The 20,277-nt window shown below is 60.1% G+C and carries 19 protein-coding genes; 6 read left to right on the top strand and 13 right to left on the bottom strand.

Features of this window, described 5'->3' with window-relative positions; all coding sequences use genetic code 11:
* The coding region (locus VNZ65_RS22200; RefSeq protein ID WP_325656166.1) for a cold-shock protein at window positions 1-88 on the bottom strand (88 nt) is incomplete at its 3' end.
* A 327-nt stretch (window positions 89-415) separates the two neighbouring features.
* On the opposite strand from VNZ65_RS22200, the gene clpS reads away from it, so the two are divergent.
* Together clpS and clpA are read left to right on the top strand one after the other, a co-directional pair.
* On the top strand, window positions 416-724 hold the full coding sequence (clpS, locus tag VNZ65_RS22195; RefSeq protein WP_325672936.1) for an ATP-dependent Clp protease adapter ClpS: 309 nt from the start codon (window positions 416-418) through the stop codon (window positions 722-724).
* Window positions 721-3,021: an ATP-dependent Clp protease ATP-binding subunit ClpA gene (clpA, locus tag VNZ65_RS22190; protein WP_168229025.1), complete on the top strand. Its 2,301-nt coding sequence runs from the start codon at window positions 721-723 to the stop codon at window positions 3,019-3,021. The genes clpS and clpA overlap by 4 nt, the downstream gene beginning before the upstream one ends.
* Window positions 3,022-3,113: 92 nt before the next feature.
* On the opposite strand, the gene VNZ65_RS22185 is transcribed toward clpA, so the two are convergent.
* The 12 genes from VNZ65_RS22185 to speE form a co-directional block, all read right to left on the bottom strand.
* Window positions 3,114-4,199, bottom strand: a complete 1,086-nt coding sequence (locus VNZ65_RS22185; RefSeq protein WP_325672932.1) for a M48 family metallopeptidase — start codon at window positions 4,197-4,199, stop codon at window positions 3,114-3,116.
* A gap of 11 nt (window positions 4,200-4,210) precedes the next feature.
* Window positions 4,211-4,660, bottom strand: coding sequence for a dUTP diphosphatase (gene dut / locus VNZ65_RS22180; RefSeq protein WP_062112717.1), 450 nt, complete (start codon window positions 4,658-4,660; stop codon window positions 4,211-4,213).
* 165 nt (window positions 4,661-4,825) lie between these two features.
* Window positions 4,826-6,031 (bottom strand): bifunctional phosphopantothenoylcysteine decarboxylase/phosphopantothenate--cysteine ligase CoaBC, encoded by a 1,206-nt coding sequence (coaBC, locus tag VNZ65_RS22175; RefSeq protein ID WP_325672929.1) that lies wholly within the window; start codon window positions 6,029-6,031, stop codon window positions 4,826-4,828.
* A gap of 57 nt (window positions 6,032-6,088) precedes the next feature.
* Window positions 6,089-6,601 carry a signal peptidase II gene (lspA, locus tag VNZ65_RS22170; protein ID WP_325672927.1) on the bottom strand — a complete coding sequence of 171 codons (513 nt, stop codon included), beginning with the start codon at window positions 6,599-6,601 and terminating at the stop codon, window positions 6,089-6,091.
* Window positions 6,602-6,755: 154 nt separating this feature from the next.
* Entirely contained in the window at window positions 6,756-9,650 is a 2,895-nt protein-coding gene (gene ileS / locus VNZ65_RS22165) for an isoleucine--tRNA ligase (RefSeq protein WP_325672925.1), read from the bottom strand.
* Window positions 9,651-9,727: 77 nt separating this feature from the next.
* Window positions 9,728-10,726, bottom strand: a complete 999-nt coding sequence (locus tag VNZ65_RS22160; RefSeq protein WP_325672923.1) for a bifunctional riboflavin kinase/FAD synthetase — start codon at window positions 10,724-10,726, stop codon at window positions 9,728-9,730.
* A gap of 243 nt (window positions 10,727-10,969) precedes the next feature.
* On the bottom strand, window positions 10,970-11,428 hold the full coding sequence (locus tag VNZ65_RS22155) for a YidB family protein (protein ID WP_325672921.1): 459 nt from the start codon (window positions 11,426-11,428) through the stop codon (window positions 10,970-10,972).
* 236 nt (window positions 11,429-11,664) lie between these two features.
* Window positions 11,665-12,390 (bottom strand): 16S rRNA (uracil(1498)-N(3))-methyltransferase, encoded by a 726-nt coding sequence (locus tag VNZ65_RS22150; RefSeq protein WP_325672919.1) that lies wholly within the window; start codon window positions 12,388-12,390, stop codon window positions 11,665-11,667.
* 37 nt (window positions 12,391-12,427) lie between these two features.
* Entirely contained in the window at window positions 12,428-12,835 is a 408-nt protein-coding gene (locus VNZ65_RS22145; protein ID WP_325672918.1) for a DUF350 domain-containing protein, read from the bottom strand.
* Window positions 12,836-12,907: 72 nt separating this feature from the next.
* A complete protein-coding gene (locus tag VNZ65_RS22140; protein ID WP_325672916.1) occupies window positions 12,908-14,053 on the bottom strand; it encodes a glutathionylspermidine synthase family protein in 1,146 nt (381 codons plus the stop codon).
* Window positions 14,054-14,055: 2 nt separating this feature from the next.
* Window positions 14,056-14,472, bottom strand: coding sequence for a hypothetical protein (locus tag VNZ65_RS22135; RefSeq protein ID WP_325672914.1), 417 nt, complete (start codon window positions 14,470-14,472; stop codon window positions 14,056-14,058).
* A gap of 42 nt (window positions 14,473-14,514) precedes the next feature.
* Window positions 14,515-15,774, bottom strand: a complete 1,260-nt coding sequence (gene speE, locus VNZ65_RS22130; protein WP_325672912.1) for a polyamine aminopropyltransferase — start codon at window positions 15,772-15,774, stop codon at window positions 14,515-14,517.
* A 275-nt stretch (window positions 15,775-16,049) separates the two neighbouring features.
* On the opposite strand from speE, the gene tkt reads away from it, so the two are divergent.
* The 4 genes from tkt to VNZ65_RS22110 all read left to right on the top strand — a co-directional run bounded on the left by tkt (window position 16,050) and on the right by VNZ65_RS22110 (window position 20,270).
* Window positions 16,050-18,044, top strand: a complete 1,995-nt coding sequence (tkt, locus tag VNZ65_RS22125; protein WP_325672910.1) for a transketolase — start codon at window positions 16,050-16,052, stop codon at window positions 18,042-18,044.
* Window positions 18,041-18,613, top strand: a complete 573-nt coding sequence (locus VNZ65_RS22120; RefSeq protein WP_325672908.1) for a GNAT family N-acetyltransferase — start codon at window positions 18,041-18,043, stop codon at window positions 18,611-18,613. The genes tkt and VNZ65_RS22120 overlap by 4 nt, the downstream gene beginning before the upstream one ends.
* Window positions 18,614-18,780: 167 nt before the next feature.
* Window positions 18,781-19,794, top strand: coding sequence for a type I glyceraldehyde-3-phosphate dehydrogenase (gap, locus tag VNZ65_RS22115; RefSeq protein WP_014007231.1), 1,014 nt, complete (start codon window positions 18,781-18,783; stop codon window positions 19,792-19,794).
* A gap of 125 nt (window positions 19,795-19,919) precedes the next feature.
* The gene (locus VNZ65_RS22110; protein ID WP_062112739.1) at window positions 19,920-20,270 is read left to right on the top strand and encodes a putative signal transducing protein; all 351 of its coding nucleotides are present in this window, start codon (window positions 19,920-19,922) and stop codon (window positions 20,268-20,270) included.
* The last annotated feature ends 7 nt before the right edge of the window (window positions 20,271-20,277 follow it).

Below are 20,277 nucleotides of genomic sequence, written 5' to 3'. Positions count from 1 at the left end.
GTGCAAACAAATCTTCACCGCCGTCATCCGGAGTGATAAAGCCGAAGCCCTTAGAATCGTTGAACCACTTGACTGTACCTGTTGCCATAAAATAGCGTCTTTCAAATAATAACAATCACACGAGCCGTAAAAGCAAGAAGCTTCGCGTAACGCTGCCCCTTCTAGAACTTGCTCACTTCTATTAATAAGCGGAAACATGCTCACCAATGAATGTCATTCTTTGCGCAAAAAATAAAAAAGTCAAGTAATTTCCAATATGCAATTAAATTTCAGAAATCGATGCTTTTTTAGCTCTTGATTTAATCTGTTCCAACGTCATCTGCATAGCAATCGGAAAACGCGTAATATCGATATAAACGTTATTTTATTCAGTGTGGCGCGTTGCGCATTTGCAGGAAGGTTTTAGAATAGGCGCATGGTAACCAAGCACGAAGACGGGACAGTAGCGACGCGACAAGAGCAGAAGCTCAAGCCGCCACCCATGTATCAGGTATTTTTACTGAATGACGACTACACTCCAATGGAGTTCGTGGTCGCTATCCTGCAGGAATACTTCCAAAAGGATCGTGAAGCCGCAACCCAGATTATGTTGAAAGTGCATCGCGATGGCAAAGGCATGTGTGGTGTGTATCCTAAAGATATTGCATCCACAAAAGTTGAACTGGTATTAACGCACGCACGCAAAGCGGGACATCCCCTGCAATGCGTGATGGAGGAAGCATGATTGCGCAGGAACTGGAAGTAAGTTTGCACATGGCGTTTGTCGAGGCACGGCAAGCAAGGCACGAGTTCATCACCGTGGAACATCTGCTGCTGGCCTTGCTCGACAATCCGTCGGCAGCAGAGGTGCTGCGCGCGTGCGCCGTCAACATCGATGACATGCGCAAGACGCTGACCATCTTTATTGGCGACAACACGCCGACGGTGCCGGGTTCGAATGAGGTAGATACCCAGCCGACCCTGGGTTTCCAGCGCGTCATCCAGCGCGCCATCATGCATGTGCAATCGGCTTCCAACGGCAAGAAGGAAGTCACCGGCGCCAATGTGCTGGTGGCGATCTTCGGCGAGAAGGATTCGCACGCGGTGTATTACCTGCATCAGCAAGGCGTGACCCGTCTCGACGTGGTCAACTTCATTTCGCACGGCGTGCGCAAGGATCAGCAAGCCGATGCGCAGAAATCTTCGGAAGGCGCGGAAGAGGTGCAGGCCGAAGGCCAGGCCAAGGAAAGTCCGCTCGACCAGTTCACGCAAAACCTGAACAAGCTGGCGACTGAAGGCAAGATCGATCCGCTGATCGGCCGTGAGTACGAGGTCGAGCGCGTGATTCAGACCTTGTGCCGCCGCCGCAAGAACAATCCCCTGCTGGTCGGCGAAGCCGGCGTCGGCAAGACGGCGATTGCCGAAGGATTGGCATGGCGCATTACCCAGGGCGAGGTTCCCGAGATCTTGCAGAATGCGATCGTCTATTCGCTCGACATGGGTTCGCTGCTGGCCGGCACCAAGTATCGCGGCGATTTCGAGCAACGCCTGAAAGCCGTGCTCAAGCAGTTGAAAGACAGCCCGCACGGCATCCTGTTCATCGACGAGATCCACACCATCATCGGCGCCGGCTCGGCTTCCGGCGGCACGCTGGATGCATCCAACCTGCTGAAACCGGCGTTGTCGAGCGGCCAGTTGAAGTGCATCGGCGCCACCACCTACACCGAATTCCGCGGCGTGTTCGAGAAAGACCACGCGCTGTCGCGGCGCTTCCAGAAGATCGACGTCAACGAACCGACCGTCGAGCAAACCGTGCAGATCCTGCGCGGCCTGAAGTCGCGCTTTGAAGAACATCATGGCGTCAAGTATTCGGCGTCGGCACTCACCAGTGCAGCGGAACTGGCGGCGCGTTTCATCAACGACCGCCATCTGCCGGACAAGGCGATCGACGTCATCGACGAAGCGGGCGCGGCGCAACGCATCCTGCCGAAGTCGAAGCAGAAGAAGACGATCGGCAAGGGCGAGATCGAAGACATCATCGCCAAGATTGCGCGGATTCCGCCGCAATCGGTCAACCAGGACGACCGCAGCAAGCTGCAAACCATAGACCGCGATTTGCGCAATGTGGTGTTCGGCCAGGATCCGGCCATCGATGCCTTGGCGTCGGCGATCAAGATGGCGCGCGCCGGCCTCGGCAAGACCGACCGCCCGATAGGCTCCTTCCTGTTTTCCGGTCCGACCGGCGTCGGCAAGACCGAAGTGGCGAAGCAGCTGGCGTTCATCCTCGGCATCGACCTGATCCGTTTCGACATGTCGGAATACATGGAGCGTCATGCTGTGAGCCGCCTGATCGGCGCGCCGCCGGGTTATGTCGGGTTCGACCAGGGCGGCCTGCTGACCGAAGCGGTAACCAAGAAGCCGCATGCGGTGCTGCTGCTGGATGAAATCGAAAAAGCCCATCCGGACATTTTCAACATCCTGCTGCAGGTGATGGATCACGGTGCGTTGACCGACAACAATGGCCGCAAGGCGGACTTCCGCAATGTGATCATCATCATGACCACCAATGCCGGCGCCGAAAGCCTGCAGAAACGCTCGATCGGATTCACCGACAAGAAGGAAGCCGGCGATGAGATGGCGGATATCAAGCGCATGTTTACGCCTGAGTTCCGCAACCGCATCGATTCCATCATCAGCTTCCGCGCACTCGATGAAGAAGTCATCCTGCGCGTGGTCGACAAGTTCCTGATGCAGCTGGAAGAGCAGCTGCACGAGAAAAAAGTGGAGGCGGTGTTTACCGAGAACTTGCGGAAATTCCTGGCCAAGAAGGGTTTCGATCCCTTGATGGGCGCGCGGCCGATGTCGCGCCTGATCCAGGACATGATACGCAAGGCGCTGGCCGACGAACTGTTGTTCGGCAAGCTGGTGACCGGTGGCCGCGTGACCGTGGATCTCGACGACAAGGAACAGATCAGCCTCGATTTCGCCGAGAAAGACAGCTCCACGCCGTCCGCTCCCGAGGAAACGGTGGAAGTGGAGTAAGCCTTCCCTGGGCCTGAAACGGCTGCAGTAAAGCAAAAAGCCTGAACCACGCAAGTGATTCAGGCTTTTTTATCGCCGGGCGAAAAGTTCGCTTACGGCTGGATGACAGCGCCGCCGGCCTGTTTCGCCTGGATATCGGCAACCGCTTGCTGGATCGCGCTCATGCGGTAGTCGGTGGCAGGGTGGATCGCGGTATAGCCGTTCAGGACTGTCGCCGGATACTGGGTTGCCAGCCGCTGCCAGAAGGCCGCTGCGTTGTCGACCTTGTAGCCGGCGCGTGCCACCATGTACAGCGACAGTTTGTCGGCCGCCGCATCGAGCTGCTGCGGATAAGGCTTGACGCCGGCCGCGCCGCTCAGCGAGGTGGTGTCGGGACGCAAGCGGATCAGGTTGTCGATGACGCCGGTCATGGTCGCCGTGTTGCGCTGGCGTGAAGCATGGGTCAGCGAGTTGTGCGCCATTTCCTTGGCGATCACCAGCGCCAGTTCGTCATCGTTCTGGGTAAATTTCATCATGCCGGTGCTGACCAGCACGCGGCGGCCGTCGGCATAGCTGATCACATTGTCGGTGTTGCCGAGTTCGATGCCAAAGGCGCAGGCGCGGGTCAGCGGCACGTTCATGGTCTGGTTGGCGCCGTTACGGGCGACCGTGACCTTGATATTGTTGCGGCCGTTGACCAGCGGGCCAAGCATCAGCGCGGTCTGGCGTTCCGCATCGGCGCCTACCGGCACCGGTTTGTCCTGTATCGCTACCAGCAGGTCGCCGCGCTGCAGGCCGACTTTGGCGGCGCCGCTGCCGGCCAGCACGCCGGTGATCTGCAACTGGTCGGTCAAGCCGAGCGAGGACGCCGCGGCGATGAATTCCGCGGTAAAGGAGTATTTGGTTTTTGCAGTGAAGCCCAGCAGGTTGCGTGCATTGTTCCGGCACAGCAGTGCATTATTCACGAGCAAGGGAGCCGCAACGTCGTACAGCCGGTCTTGCAGGGCGATCAAGGATTTCAGTTCAGCCTGTTGCGGCGGCACTACCACTACCGGCGGCGCCACCACCGGTGTCGCCGGCTTGACGATACCGGGCGGGATGTTTTCCGTGGTGCTGCAGGCCGCCAGCAATACCAGCGGCAAAGTCACCGCGGCATAGCGTTTGAAGCCATGCCATGCGGGAGCGTTGGTCAATCTCATTATTTTCTCCATCAATGTTTTCCGGTGCTGCCGAAGCCGCCTGCGCCGCGTTCGCTGCTCTCGAAATCTGCTACGACATTAAAACGGACGCGCGCTACCGGCACAATCACCAGCTGCGCCAGCCGTTCCATGGGATTAAGGGTAAATTCGGTCTGCCCGCGGTTCCAGGTGGATACCATCAGCTGACCCTGGTAATCAGAGTCGATCAGGCCCACCAGGTTCCCCAGCACGATGCCATGTTTATGGCCCAGGCCGCTGCGCGGCAGGATCATGGCGGCGTACGCCGGATCGCCGATGTGAATCGCCAGGCCGGTTGGAATCAGGTGGGTCTCGCCGGGTTTGATCGTCAGCGGCGCGTCCAGGCAGGCGCGCAGGTCGAGGCCGGCACTGCCTTCGGTAGCGTAGGCTGGCAGTTGGTCTTGCATGCGTGGGTCGAGAATTTTGACGTCGATGATATTCATGGAATTTGGTAACAATCTGTAAAATGAAAATAAAGCGGCAAGCTGAACAAATGAAAAAGCAGGACAGGAACGGTCCCGCCAAGTGCTTGCATGTAAAGCCGATTCTGGTTTTTGCTGCGCGCCGCCGCTAAACAATCGGCGTCGCGCGGATGCTAAAGATGCAGCCTATTTGCCAAGACGGGTTGCAATGGCGGCGATCAGCTGGCGCGCCAGTTCCTGCTTGCCGGCGCGCGCCAGCTCAGTGTGTCCGCCGGCGTCAAACAATACCAGCTGATTATCGTCCTTGCCAAAGGTGTCATGGCCGATGTTCCCGACCAGCAGCGGCACATTTTTCCGGATGCGCTTGGCTTCGCCATATTGCAGCAGGTTCTCCGATTCGGCGGCAAAGCCGACACAGTACGGTGGTTTTGGCAGCGCTGCAACTGTTGCCAGAATATCGGGGTTTTGCTCGAACACCAGTTGCGGGGCGCTGCCGTCGGCATTCTTCTTCAGTTTCTGGCTGCTGGCGTTGGCTACGCGCCAGTCTGCCACTGCCGCCACGGCGACGAAAATATCGCTGCCGCCGTGCGCTGCCATTTGGGCCATCACGATGTCATGCATTTGCTGCGCGGTCTGGATGCCGATGCGGCGTACGCCATACGGCGTGGCGAGCGCGGTCGGGCCGGACACCAGGGTCACTTCGGCGCCGGCTTCGTAAGCCGCGCGCGCTACCGCATAACCCATCTTCCCGGAAGACAGGTTGGTGATGCCGCGCACCGGATCGATCGGTTCGAAAGTCGGACCGGCGGTGACCAGCACGCGCTTGCCTTTGAGAAGCTTGGGCTGGAACGCGGCAGTCACTTCCGCCAGCAGCTCACGGGCTTCCAGCATGCGGCCCATGCCGACTTCGCCGCAAGCCTGTTCGCCGGCGTCAGGACCGAGCAGCTGGATGCCGTCTGCCTGCAGTTGGGTCAGGTTGCGCTGAGTGGCCGGGTTCTGCCACATCTCGACATTCATGGCCGGCGCCACCAGCAGCGGTACAGTGGCTGGCCGGGCGACGCACAGGGTCGACAGCAGGTCATCGCAGGCGCCATGCGCCAGCTTGAAAATGAAATCGGCAGAGCAGGGCACGATGACGATGGCGTCAGCGTCGCGCGTCAGGTCGATATGCGGCATGTTGTTGCCGATGCGGGCGTCCCACTGGTCGGTAAACACCGTCTTGCCGGACAGGCCCTGCATGGTGACCGGGGTAATGAAGTGGGTCGCTGCGGCCGTCATCACCACCTGCACCGAGGCGCCAGCCTTGATCAGCGCCCGCGTGAATTCAGCCGCCTTGTAGCAGGCGATGCCGCCGGTCAGTCCCAGCACGATTTTCTTGCCAGCGAGATCCATGTCAGCTCCTGGAATAAGGCGTCAGTAATCCGTTTATTGGCTTATTTACTTGTTTATCTACTTGTTTACGCGGCGCAACTCATCAATGACGAACAATACCGCACCGACGCAGATCGCGCTATCGGCGATATTGAAAGCCGGCCAGTGCCAGTTGCGCGCGTAGAAGTCGAGAAAATCGATCACGTGGCCGTAGGCGATGCGGTCGACTACATTGCCGATGGCGCCGCCCAGGATCAGCGCCAGCGCGGTGCAGAACATGCGCTGGCCGGCATGCCGTTTCAGCAAGAAGGTAATGAACAGTGCAGCGGCAATGCCGAGCGCGGTGAACAGATAGCGCTGCCAGCCGGATTCGCTGGACAGGAAACTGAAGGCGGCGCCCTTGTTATACACCAGCACCAGGTTGAAGAAAGACGTGACCGCCAGCGATTCGCCGTAGCTGAACAGGCGCACGATGGTGATCTTGGTCAGCTGGTCGAGCACCAGCACCAGCGCAGCGATCGCCAGCCATGGCGCCAGCCCGTATTTCGAGGAAGAAGTGGAGATAGTGGTGGAGCGCTTTTTGGTAGCCATAATTAATTCTCAGAAAATTTCGTAGGGTGGGCGCTGGCGCCCACGCGTGACCGCCATAACCGGAGTGCAATTCCGCGCAGCATCGAAATGGGCATCTACGTGGCGTGAATTCAATACGTGGGCTGAATTCACGCGTGGGCACGATGTGCCCACCCTACGCAACATGCCGCTGTTCGCCCTTGCCGAACAGATTGGCGACGCAGCGTCCGCACAGGCCTGGATGCTCGGGATGGCTGCCGACGTCGGCGCGGTAGTGCCAGCAACGTTCGCACTTCTGCTGGCTCGACGGCGTCACCAGTATCGCTTCTTCCGCCTCGCTGGCGACTTCGGAAACGCTGGCGCTGGAAGTGATCAGCACAAACTTGAGATCGTCGCCTAGGCTGGTCAGCAGCGCGTACTTGGCCGCTGCAGCCTTGATCTCGACTTCCGCCTGCAAGGAGGAACCGATGCCGCCGGCGACCCGCACTTCTTCCAGCTGCTTGGTGACGTCGGCGCGCACTGCGCGCACGGCATTGAATTTTTCGATCAGGGCCGCAGCGCCGTCGATTTCCGGCAAGGTGTAATAGGTTTGCGTGAAAATGGTTTCATCGCTGGCGGCAAACGCTTCCGGGCTGGCGAAGAAGGACCAGGCTTCTTCCGCCGTGAACGACAAGGTTGGCGCCATCACCCGCAGCAGCGCCTGGGTGATGTGCCAGATCGCGGTCTGCGCCGAACGCCTTGCCGTCGAACTGACGCCGCTGGTGTACAGGCGGTCCTTGAGGATGTCCAGGTAGAAGCCGCCCAGGTCTTCCGAGCAGTACATCTGCAGCTTCGAGATCACCGGATGGAATTCGTAAGTCTCGTAATGGTTCAGGATGTCGGCCTGCAGCTGCGCCATGCTGGCGATTGCGTAGCGGTCGATTTCCAGCAGTTCCGCGATCGGTACGGCATCGGTCGCCGGATTGAAGTCCGAGGTATTCGCCAGCAGGAAACGCAGGGTATTGCGGATACGGCGATACGATTCCGTCACGCGTTTCAGGATTTCTTCCGAGATAGTGATTTCGCCGGAATAGTCGCTCGAAGCCACCCACAGGCGCAGGATTTCCGCGCCCAGCGAGTCCGCCACTTTTTGCGGTTCGACGCCGTTCTTCAGCGATTTCGACATCTTGCGGCCTTCGCCATCCACCACGAAACCGTGCGTCAGCAGGGCGTTGTAGGGCGCGCGGCCGTTCAGCATGGCCGAGGTCAGCAAGGAAGAATGGAACCAGCCGCGATGCTGGTCCGAACCTTCCAGATAGAGGTCGGCCGGGAACTGCAGCTGCTCGGCATGCGAGCCGCGCAGCACGGTCTGGTGGGTCGAACCGGAATCGAACCAGACGTCCAGCGTATCCTTGTTCTTGACGTAATTGTCGGCGTCGGCGCCCAGCAATTCCTTGGGATCCAGCGCCTGCCATGCTTCGATGCCGTGCTGTTCGATGCGCTGAGCGATCTGCTCCAGCAGTTCCGGCGTGCGCGGATGCAGCTGGCCGCTTTCCTTGTGCACGAAGAATGCCATCGGCACGCCCCATTGGCGCTGGCGCGACAAGGTCCAGTCCGGACGGTTGGCGATCATGCCGTGCAGGCGCGCCTTGCCCCAGCTGGGGAAAAACGCGGTTTCGTCGATCGCTTGCTGCGCAGTGGCGCGCAGGCTGGCGTGGCCATCCGTCGGCAGATTGTCCATGCTGGCGAACCATTGCGAAGTGGCGCGATAGATGATCGGCGACTTGTGGCGCCAGCAGTGCATGTAGCTGTGATCGAACATGACCAGCTTGAACAGCGCGCCGGCTTCTTCCAGCTTGCCGCAGATCGGCTTCGAGGCTTCCCAGATGGTCATGCCGGCAAAGAACGGCAGCCAGGAGGCGAACTTGCCATCGCCCATGACCGGGCTGATGATGTCGTCGTCCTTCATGCCATGCGCTTTGCAGGAGATAAAGTCTTCGATGCCATAGGCTGGCGCCGAGTGCACGATACCGGTGCCGCTGTCGGTCGTCACGTAGTCGCCCAGGTAGACCGGCGACAGGCGGTCGTAGCCTGGATCGGTAGCGGCCAGCGGGTGCTTGAAATTGATCAGCGACAGCGCCTCGCCCTTGCAGCTGGCGATCACGCTGCCTTCGAGGCCGAAACGCTGCAGCGAATCCGCCACCAGGTCCTGCGCCAGGATCAGCAGCAGCGGTTCGCCGTTGCGCACGGTCTGCACCAGCGCGTAGTCGACTTCCGGATGGACGTTGAGCGCCTGGTTGGACGGGATGGTCCACGGCGTGGTGGTCCAGATCACCACATAACCTTTATCGGTCGGCAGCGCCGGCAGGCCGAAGGCAGCAGCCAGCTTGGCCGGCTCGGCAAACGGGAAGCCGACGTCGATCGAGGGATCGCGCTTGTCCTGGTATTCCACTTCTGCTTCCGCCAGCGCCGAGCCGCAGTCGAAGCACCAGTTGACCGGCTTCAGGCCGCGGTAAACATAGCCCTTTTCCAGGATGGTGCCGAGCGCGCGCAACTCATCGGCTTCATTGCGGAAGGCCATGGTCAGGTAGGGGTTATTCCATTCGCCCAGCACGCCGAGACGGATGAAGTCTTTGCGCTGCAAGTCGATCTGTTCATTGGCGTAGGCACGCGCCTTGGACTGTACCTCAGCTACCGGCAGGTTCTTGCCGTACTTTTTTTCGATCTGGATTTCGATCGGCATGCCATGGCAATCCCAGCCCGGCACGTAAGGCGCATCGAAGCCGGCCATGTTGCGGGCCTTGACGATCATGTCCTTGAGGATCTTGTTGACGGCGTGGCCGAGATGGATCTCGCCGTTGGCATACGGCGGGCCGTCATGCAGGATGAATTTCGGCCGGCCCTTGGAGGCCTTGCGGATCCGTTCGTAGACTTTCTTTTCCTGCCATTGCTTGACCCATTGCGGCTCGCGCTTGGCGAGGTCGCCGCGCATTGGGAATGGCGTCTCGGTCATGTTGACCGGGTATTTACTCTGCGGCTTAGCTTGCTTGGCCGGCTTGGTGTTCTCTGGTTTGCTGGTCTGGTCGGACATAATTTTCTTTAATGGAATTCAGTGGGGTCTGCTAAGCGCAGGCACGACGCAAGCAACGATAGGTATCGCAGGCAGCGTCAAATTCGATCGGTAGCCGCGGTCGGCGCGCGCGAGGCGACGGCGGTTGCACTCTCATGCTGGCGGAAATACGTCCGCGCATTGTCGACGTCGCGTTCGATGGCTGCGGTCAGGGTCGGCAGGTCGACATATTTTTCTTCGTCGCGCAGTTTCTGCAAAAATTCGACCTGGATCAGCTTGCCGTAGCAATCGCCGCTAAAGTCGAGCAAATAGCTCTCCAGCAGCACCCGGCCGCTGTCGTCGACGGTAGGACGCACGCCGATGCTGGCGACGGCGGGCAAAGGCTGTTCCGCCAGGCCATGCACTTTCACCACGAAAATCCCCGACAGCGCCGGCAGCTTATGGCTGACGCGCAGATTGAGGGTAGGGAAGCCGATCGTGCGGCCGAGCTTCTTGCCATGCACCACGTGGCCCGAGATCGCATACGGATGGCCCAGCAGCGCCCGGGCATGGACGAAATCGCCGGCCGCCAGCGCCGCTCTCACCGCCGATGAAGAGACGCGCGCGCCCTGGTTCATCACGGTCGGCAAGGTTTCCACATGGAAGCCGTATTTCTTGCCGGCTTCGATCAGGGTATCTATATTGCCGGCGCGGCGCGAACCGAAGCAGAAGTCTTCGCCCACCATCAGCCATTTCACGTGCAAGCCTTCGACCAGCACTTTTTCGATGAAGTCCTGCGGCGACATGGCGGCGAAACTGGCATTGAAATGTTCCACGATGACGCGGTCGATGCCGGCCTGCGACAGCGATTGCAGCTTGTCGCGCAGGTTGGCGACGCGGGTCGGCATATTGTTCGGCTGGCCGGCGCGCTGGGCAAAGAATTCGCGCGGATGTGGCTCAAATGTCATCACCGCTGCATCCAGCCCCAGTTCGGTGGCTGCCTTGCGGACGTGCGCGAGCAGCACCTGATGGCCGCGATGAACGCCATCGAAGTTGCCGATAGTGAGCGCACAAGGGGCGCGCGATTCGGCGTTGGGAAGTCCGCGAAATACCTTCATTGAAGTGACCGGAATATTTGTTGCAAAACCTTGGATTATAAATGCTTTCGGGGCCTTGCCCGCGCCAGGAAGATGATCTGGACCCGATTGCACGATTTAAAATTGGCAAAATGGCTATTTTTACTGAATTTACTGCAATGCGCCATTTTTGCACGAAGACGATGTGCGGGCTTACATTCTAGCCGCCCATAAAAAAATCGCTCCGAAGAGCGATTTTTCGTGGCTGCTGCGGTTTCCGGCAGATCAGGCCTGCTTGTTGCCGCCCAGCAGTCCACCCAGCAAACCGCCCAGGTCGAGGCCGCCGGCGCCGGCTGCGGGAGCCTGGCCGTTCGGCGTCAGCTTGTCGACCAGGCCTGGCAGGATTTCCGACAGGTGGCCGGCTGCTTCGGTTGGTGAAATACCGGCTGCTGTCGCCAGTTCTTGCAGGTGGCCGTTGCCCAGCGCCTGTTGTACCTGGTCCGGCGAAATCGCCTGGTTCTGGCCGTTGCCGATCCATGACTGCACCACCGAGCCCAGGCCCGCGCCTTCAAATGCGCTGAGGAGGCCGCCGCCGGCGCCCGCAGCCTGGCCTGCGCCCGCGCCGCCGCCTTGCAGCGCCTTCAGCAGCAATGGCACTGCAGCCGCGATCAACATGGCTTTCGGATCATTCGATTGCTGCTGGCCGCCACCGAGAATGCCGCCTAACGAATCCAATAGTCCCATAATATTCTCCTGAGTAAATAATGCGATGAGCCATCAAGGCTGTTCTCTGCCTTGCAGAAAAAACAGGGCAGTTACAAAATACATAAGCAGACTGATACTACAACGAGGCAGCAGGTTTGAGTAGTTGGACAACTGAAAACGATTGTGTCTTGGCATCCGCTCTTATTTTAGCCAGAGTTTCCACCTTTGCTTAGATCAATTTGTAGCAACCATAGAAAAAGCCTTGGCTACGGCCCCTACATTTCGCCCCAGATCGCATTGATCGCCGCCAACGCCGCAAGGCCGGCAGTTTCAGTGCGCAGGATCCGTGGCCCCATTGACAACATCAGCGCGCCCTGACTGCAGGCCAGGTTTTCTTCCGCTTCTGTGAAACCGCCTTCCGGCCCGATCAGCAACGCCAGCGCCTGCGGCGGCTGATGGCGCGCCCAGTCGGACAGCGATTGCTCGCCGCGCGGCGACAACAGGATGCGTTTATGCAGGTCTTGCTGTTGCGCCCAGTCGTTGAACGGGCTGAGAGTGGACAGGGTCGGCAGGCGATTGCGTCCGCTTTGTTCGGCAGCGGCGACTATCACCGCTTGCCAGTGGCTTTGCTTTTTCTCGGCGCGCTCGCTGTTGAGTCGCACCACGCAGCGCTGCGCTGCCAGCGGCTGGATCGCAGCGACGCCCAGCTCGACGGCTTTTTCGATGATCCAGTCCAGCTTGGAGGATTCCGGCAGCGCCTGCGCCAGCGTGATGGCGTACGGCAGTTCGGCCTCGCGCGGTGAAAAGGTCTTGATCTCGACGCTGACGCGCTTTTTTTCGATGCTGCTGATGGTGGCGGTGAATTCGCCGCCTGCGCCGTTGAACAGCGTGATGGGCGCAGCTGGCCCCAGGCGCAGCACCAGCAGATGATGGGCGACCGCATCCGGCAGGGTCAGCAGCTGGCCGATTTCGAGTGGACTTGAGACGTAAAAACGGGGCATGTAGGAAAGGTTTCTTTAATTTCTTCGGTTTCTTTAATTAATAAGTCATGCAGGCGGCATTCAAGATGCCCAGCCCAAGGCTGACTGTACCAAGAAAGAGGCCGGATGCGATCTTGTTTTCAGGAATATCCGCCACCAGCGTCGGCAGTAGCAGCCTGACAATCAGGAAGGCCAGCAGCTGTATTACCAGCGCCACCACGCCCCACACCAGCATGTCGAGCAGGTTGATGCTGTTCGAAATGGCTGAAGCCAGGGCGATGATGTAGCCAAGCAGGGCGCCTGCCAGGCTGGCGGCAGAGGCGTTGTTGCCGGCGCGGATCAAGGCCAGTTCATGATAGGGCGTGATGAAAATATACACCACGAAAAACACGCCGACCAGCAGCAGCGCCAGGCCGAAGTGGGACAGGAAGGCCGGCAGGCCGACGGGGAGAAAGGCTAGATTCATAGGATCAATGCTCCTGGTGACAAGGGTGGGTATGTTGTACGGCGCTGATTGAATCTGATCGCGGATTGATACTTAATCGACAAAATAATGTGGGATGAAGCGGCTGGTGTCCTTGGTGATCAGCGAGACGTCTTCGCGGATGCCGATGCCGGCCGGGGCATCGCCCACCACCCACGATCCGATCGAGGTGTAGGCAGGCGTGATGCCATCATCGAATTTCGGCTGCGGCGCAAACGCCTGGTAGATATAACCTTCGGCGCCGTACTGGCCGGGTTGGTGGTGGACTTCGCCGCCGGCATAGATCGTGATGTTCTCGCCTTCGCGCGAATACAGCGGCTTCTTGACGAAATCGCCGCTGATGCGCCAGGCGTCGAAAAACGCCGGCAGCAGATTCGGATGTCCTGGAAACAGTTCCCACAGCACCGGCAGGATGGCCTTGTTCGACAGCACCATCTTCCAGGCTAGTTCCACCAGGCGCAGCGGCCGCGCCAGCAGATGCTCGGCAAACGCTTCGCGGCACAGCCATTCCCAGGGATACAGCTTGAACAGGTTGTCGATCTTGCTGTCGTGGTCGTCGACGAATTCCGCGTGCTGTGCATCCCAGCCGATGTTTTCGATCGCCAGCTGCTTGGTGGCGAAGCCGGCCTGGATCGCGGTATCGCGCAGATAGGCCAGGTTGCCTTCGTCCTCTTCATGGCCGCCGATGCAGGCAAAATGCAGCAAGCCCTTGCATTGATGGCTGCCGGCCAGGGTTTGCCATTGGGCGATCAGTTTTTCGTGCAGCGAGTTGAACTGGTCTGCCTGCGGAAAAACGTCCTGCAGCCAATACCATTGCGCTACGCTGGATTCCACCAGGCCGGTCGGCGTATCGGCGTTATATTCCAGCATCTTGGGCGCGCCCTGGCCGTTCCAGGACAGGTCGAAGCGGCCGTACAGCGAAAATTCCTGGTCGCGCCAGCTTTCTTCCACCAGCGACCAGAACGGTTGCGGAATGGCGAATTGCGCCAGGCGTTCCTTGGCGATCACGTGCTCGACGGCCTGCAGCGCCATCTGGTGCAATTCGCTGGTGGCGTCTTCCAGGGTATCGATCTGCGCCGCCGTAAAGCGGTAGGCATAGCGCTCATCCCAATACAGACCGTCGATCGAATGGTAGGCGAAGCCTAGCGCTTCGAATTGTTCCTGCCAGTTGGCGCGCGGCGTCAGGCTTTCGCGGATCATGCTTAACCGCCGGCCGAGGAAATATGGGCGCCGCCAAAGCCGCCGCGCGACACGCTGCGGGCGACCGAATGGTTGCTTTCGCCGCTGGCGCCGGTGAGGCCAAAACTGTTGCCGCCGCTACGGGCGCTGCGCTGGGCGCCGACGCGGTCGTCTGCATCGTAGCTCGGGCCGTAATAGCGGCCGAAGTAAGCGCCGCCGTGGCCGCCGCTGGTGCTGCTGCCGGCTGCCGGCTGGCACAGCTCCGGACGCTCCCAGTCTTTTTTGCAGTCTTCCTGGCTGGCATACTCGTCGCGCGCCTGGCGCGGCCCGCAGCCTGCCAGCAGGGTTGACGCCGCCAGCACCAGCGGCACGGCGCGGCTTTTGCGGGACGACAGGGCAGCGGTTTCCAGGGTTTGCTTCAAAAGACCGGTGGTAGGCAAGACGCTCTCCATATCAGGCAACGATGAAATTCCAGCAACAAGCTAAGCGCCCAGATTTTGCACGAAATTAGGCAAGGCGAATAGTGCCGGATGGACATTTTCGTTGTAGTACTGCAAATCAGCCAGTGCCCGTTCTTGCATGCGGATACCGACGACCTTGCTATCCAGCTGGCGCGGATCAAGCGTATCGCTGGCCACCGCCATGCCCCACAGTGCGCCGTACAGCGGCACATGGACGGTGTAAGGACTAACCTGCCGGAACACAGCGCCGAGACGCTGGCGCAACTGGCCGAAGCGTTGCGGATGATGGAAGGGACTGCCGAGATGCATCACCAAGGCGCCGCCGGGGGCGAGCAAAGCGCGGCAAGCCTGCAAGAACTCCTGGGTGTAGCAGTCTGCCGCCAGCGTGCTGCCGTCGGCCGCTTGCGGATCGGTCAGGTCCAGCAGGATCAGGTCATACAGCTGATCGGCTTGCGGCGTCTGTGCTGCCTCCGTGACAAAGGCAAAGCCGTCCCGTGCAACATGCCGCACCCGCGGATCATCCAGGGCGCCGCGGTGGATTTGCTGCAGATGCGCGCGCGCCAGCTGGATCACCATGGGATCGATTTCGCACAGCGTGATGTGTTCGATCGACGGGTGCTTGAGCAATTCCTCGCTGCTGCCGCCGTCGCCGCCGCCGACGATCAGCGCCCGCCGCGGATGCGGATGGCTGAGTGCGGCCGGATGCACCAGGCATTCGTGGTAGAAGAATTCGTCGCGTTCGGACGTCATGAAGGCGCCGTCCAGCCGCATCACCTTGCCGAATTCGGCGGAGTCGGCGATTTCTATGCGCTGAAACGGCGATTCGGTCTGCACCAGCGGCGGCGCCAAAGTGGTGCCATAGGCGCTATGCGGCGTCAGCTGTTCCAGCGCCAGGGTCTGGCCGCTGGCGCCGTTGCCGCGCTGCAGGCGCTGGGTCTGCCACTGCGTTGCGGCAAAGCCGGCGATCAGCGTCTGCAGCAGGCCGCTGGCCTTGGCGCTGTTGTCCTCCGTGAAATTGCAGACATACACATCCAGCGTCACCGCCTGCCGTTCCGGCCAAGTATGCACCGCCAGGTGCGACTCGGCCAGCAGCAGGGCGCAGGTGACGCCGGCGGCGCTGCCGTCGGCAGCTTGGAATGGGTGGAATTTCTCGCCGACGATGGTGAGTCCCGAACGCCTGGTCTGCGTCAGCACAAATTCCCGCAACAGCGCGGGATCGAGCAGCAAACCCGGAGCGCAGCGGCAGTCGTAGCAATCTGCCGTCAGATGTAAACCTTGCATGGTCTGTTCAGTAAAAAAGGAGGTACGGAGGGATAAAATAGATATTTAATTGACAATTAAACTGTCGAATCCTTATCTGATACGCTTGTTCGCCTACGGCGTTGCGGCAGCATTTTACTGCCGCGGAAGGGGAGAAATGCGCGGATTTGAACCAGTATCGGCTGCATTTTGGTAAAATATCGGCCTTTGTGGCTGTTCTGGCAGCCGGCGCCCGCTGCTCCGGATGACTGACACGCACACTAACCAGTTTTCAACCGTTGCCTACCGCTCACACCATGACTTCCACACTCCCGACTACAAAGATGGCCAATGCAATCCGCGCACTGGCAATGGACGCTGTACAGAAAGCTAATTCCGGCCATCCCGGCATGCCGATGGGCATGGCGGAAATCGCAGTCGCCTTGTGGGCTAAGCACTACCGTCACAACCCGGCCAATCCGCACTGGTTCAACCGCGACCGTTTCGTCTTGTCGAATGGTCATGGTTCGATGCTGCAGTATGCCTTGCTGCACCTGACCGGCTACGACCTGCCGATGGACGAGCTGCGCAATTTCCGCCAGATGCATTCGAAGACGCCAGGCCATCCTGAAGTCGATGTCACGCCAGGCATAGAGACCACTACCGGCCCGCTGGGTCAGGGCCTGACCAACGCGGTCGGCATGGCGCTGGCGGAAAAGCTGCTGGCGGCGGAATTCAACCGCGGCGAACTGGCGATCGTCGATCACTACACTTACACTTTCGTCGGCGACGGCTGCCTGATGGAAGGCATCTCGCACGAAGCGTGCTCGCTGGCCGGTACGCTGCGCTTGTCGAAGCTGATCGCGCTGTACGATGATAACGGTATCTCCATCGACGGCCATGTCGAAGGCTGGTTCAAGGACGACACCCCGAAGCGTTTCGAAGCTTACGGCTGGAACGTTATCCGCGCCGTCGACGGCCACAATGTAGAAGCCGTCAGCGCCGCCATCCATCAAGCCAAGCTGTCCGACAAGCCGACCCTGATCTGCTGCAAGACCGTGATCGGCAAGGGTTCGCCTAACCTGGCCGGCACCGACAAGGTGCACGGCGCGGCGCTGGGCGACAAGGAAATCGCCGCCGTGCGCGAAGCGCTGGGCTGGACTTCCGCGCCGTTTGAAATCCCGGCCGACGTCTACGCCGCCTGGGACGCCAAGCCGCAAGGCCAGCAGTTCGAAGGCGACTGGAATGCCTTGTTTGCCGCTTACACGGCCGCGCATCCACAGCAGGCAGCCGAATTCACCCGCCGCATGAAGGGTGAACTGCCAGGCAATTTCGAACAGACAGCGAGTGCTTACATTGCCGCTTGCGTCGAGAAAAAGGAAACCATCGCCACCCGCAAGGCCAGCCAGAACGCGATCCAGGCGCTGGCGCCGGTGCTGCCGGAATTCCTCGGCGGTTCGGCCGACCTGACCGGTTCCAACCTGACCAACTGGAAGGAAAGCGTGGCAGTGCGCGCTGACCAGCCGGGCAACCACATCAACTACGGCGTGCGCGAATTCGGCATGAGCGCGATGATGAACGGCATTGCCCTGCATGGCGGCTACATCCCGTTCGGGGCGACTTTCCTGACCTTCTCCGACTACAGCCGCAATGCCTTGCGCATGGCGGCGCTGATGAAGATCCGTTCGATCTTCGTCTTCACGCATGACTCCATCGGCCTGGGCGAAGACGGCCCGACCCACCAGTCGGTGGAACACGTCTCCAGCCTGCGCCTGATCCCGCAACTGGACAACTGGCGTCCATGCGACACGGTTGAATCGGCCGTGGCATGGCAGCAGGCAGTGCAACGCAAGCATGGCCCGAGCACCTTGATTTTCTCGCGCCAGAACCTGCAATACCAGGAACGCGATGCAGCGCAGATCGCCAACATCCAGCGCGGCGCCTATATCCTGAAAGATGCGCCTGACGCCAAGGCGATCCTGATCGCCACCGGTTCCGAAGTGGAACTGGCGATGCAATCGGCGGCAGCGCTGGCGCAGGAAGGCATCGCAGTGCGCGTGGTGTCGATGCCTTGCGCCGACGTCTTCGACCGCCAGGAAGCTGCCTACAAGGCCAGCGTGCTGCAGCGCGGCTTGCCGCGCGTGGCGATCGAAGCCGGCGTGACGGCCTTCTGGCACAAGTATGTCGGCCTGGAAGGCGCCGTGGTGGGTATCGATACCTTCGGCGAATCAGCACCGGCGCCGGTGCTGTTCAAGCATTTCGGCTTTACCGTTGAAAACGTCGTGGCCAAGACCAAGCTGGTACTGGCATGAATCTGAGAGCTGCCCGGGCTATCCGCAAGATGGACATCGCCAACATCGTTGGCGATGTCGTCATCCGCCGCGCCACCGTCGACGATGCCGGGGTGATTGCGGCGGTACGTATCGATAGCTGGCGCACCACTTACCGCGGCATCATTCCGGACGATTACCTGGACGGCATGAAGATCGAAGACAGCACGGCCATCTGGAGTCGCATCTTGTCGGCGACTTCGAACGCCGCCAATGTCTTCGTGGCCGAGGTCGACGGCGAGGTGCTGGGCTTCGCGGCCGGCATGACGCTGGCTGAATCCAAGCTTGGCTTCGACTCCGAGCTGTCGGCGATTTACCTGGAGCCTTCGGTGCAGCGCGCCGGCATCGGCCGCAAGCTGGTGGCCCATGTGGCCGCGGCACTGGCCAGCGCCGGCGCCAACAACATGCTGGTATGGGTGCTGGCGGATAATCGCCCGGCCCGGCAGTTTTACGAAATGCTGGGCGCCGAGCTGCTGACCGAGCAGCCGTTCAACTGGGATGGACTGGATTTGCAGGAAGCCGGCTATGGCTGGCGTACTATTAGAATTTAAGACTTAAAGGGGTCTTGAGAAACCGTAGCGAGCGGTGCAAGGTCGGCAGGAGAAGCGCAGCCGTACGACTGTACGGCGAGCATCGCAGTGCCGAGATTGCGCCGCGCAGTAGGTTTATCAAGACTCCCATTGCAGCAAATTTATTGTTGATACCTTAGGAGAAAACCATGACTATCCGCGTCGCCATCAATGGCTATGGCCGTATCGGCCGCAACATCCTTCGCGCTCATTATGAAGGCGGCAAAAAGCATGACATCGAGATCGTCGCCATCAACGACCTCGGCGATTCGAAGACCAACGCCCACCTGACCCAGTACGATACCGCTCACGGCAAATTCCCTGGCACCGTGACTGTCGACGGCGACTTCATCGTGGTCAACGGCGACCGCATCAAGGTCCTGGCGCAGCGTAACCCGGCAGAACTGCCATGGGGCGAGCTGGGCGTGGACGTCGTGCTGGAATGCACCGGCTTCTTCACCACCAAGGAAAAAGCCAGCGCGCATATCAAGGGCGGCGCCAAGAAAGTCATTATCTCCGCACCGGGCGGCAAGGATGTCGACGCCACTGTCGTGTTCGGCGTCAACCACGGCGTGCTGAAAGCCAGCGACACCGTGATCTCCAACGCTTCCTGCACCACCAACTGCCTGGCGCCGCTGGTCAAGCCGCTGAACGACAAGATCGGCGTGCTGAACGGCTTGATGACTACCGTCCACTCCTACACCAACGACCAGGTGCTGACCGACGTCTACCACGAAGACTTGCGCCGCGCCCGCTCCGCCACCATGAGCATGATCCCGGCCAAGACTGGCGCTGCTGCTGCGGTCGGCCTGGTGCTGCCTGAACTGAACGGCAAGTTGGACGGCTTTGCGATCCGCGTGCCGACCATCAACGTCTCGTTGGTCGACCTGTCGTTCGTCGCCGCCCGCGACACTACTGTCGACGAAGTCAACGCGATCATGAAAGATGCTTCGGAAAACGGCGCGCTGAAGGGCTTGCTGACGTATAACGTCGAGCCGCTGGTATCGGTCGATTTCAACCACAATCCTGCTTCCTCCAACTTCGATTCGACGCTGACCAAGGTTTCCGGCCGTCTGGTGAAGGTCTCGAGCTGGTACGACAATGAGTGGGGTTTCTCCAACCGCATGCTGGACACCACGGTTGCATTGGTGAACGCCAAGTAAGACCTTGCTTGCAGCTGCATGGTAAAAGCGCCCCGCTCATTAACTGAGCGGGGCGCTTTTCTTTTGGGAGCAATGCGCTATAGTAGGTCATGTTGCGAATAACCTAACCTGATCCGGGAGCCGGCATGACAGTCAGCGCAGATAGCCAGGGCGATTTCGAAACGATTGCCCGCTCGATGACGCCTTCCGACCTGGAAGTCATGCGGGCCTTGCTGGAGTCCGAGCGGATACCGGCGTTTGTGCTCGACGGCGGCATCACCCAGGTGTATTCGCTGCTGGCGGTGGCCACCGGCGGCGCGCGCTTGCAAGTGGCCTCCGAACATGTCGCAGTTGCCCGCCAGATCCTGGCGGCCTTCGAGTCCGGGCAGCTGACGCTGGACGATGAAGTGATCGGCGAAGAGCGTCTGGCAGCGCCGGACAAGCGCAGGGGGCGTGCGCTTGTACTCATGATCATGGGGTTTTTCGGGTTTGTCTGAATGCCTG

This window comes from Collimonas sp., assembly GCF_035566555.1.
Lineage (GTDB): Bacteria > Pseudomonadota > Gammaproteobacteria > Burkholderiales > Burkholderiaceae_D > Collimonas.
Note: the sequence above shows the minus strand (reverse complement) of the source record. Positions and strands in the feature narration are given on the sequence as shown.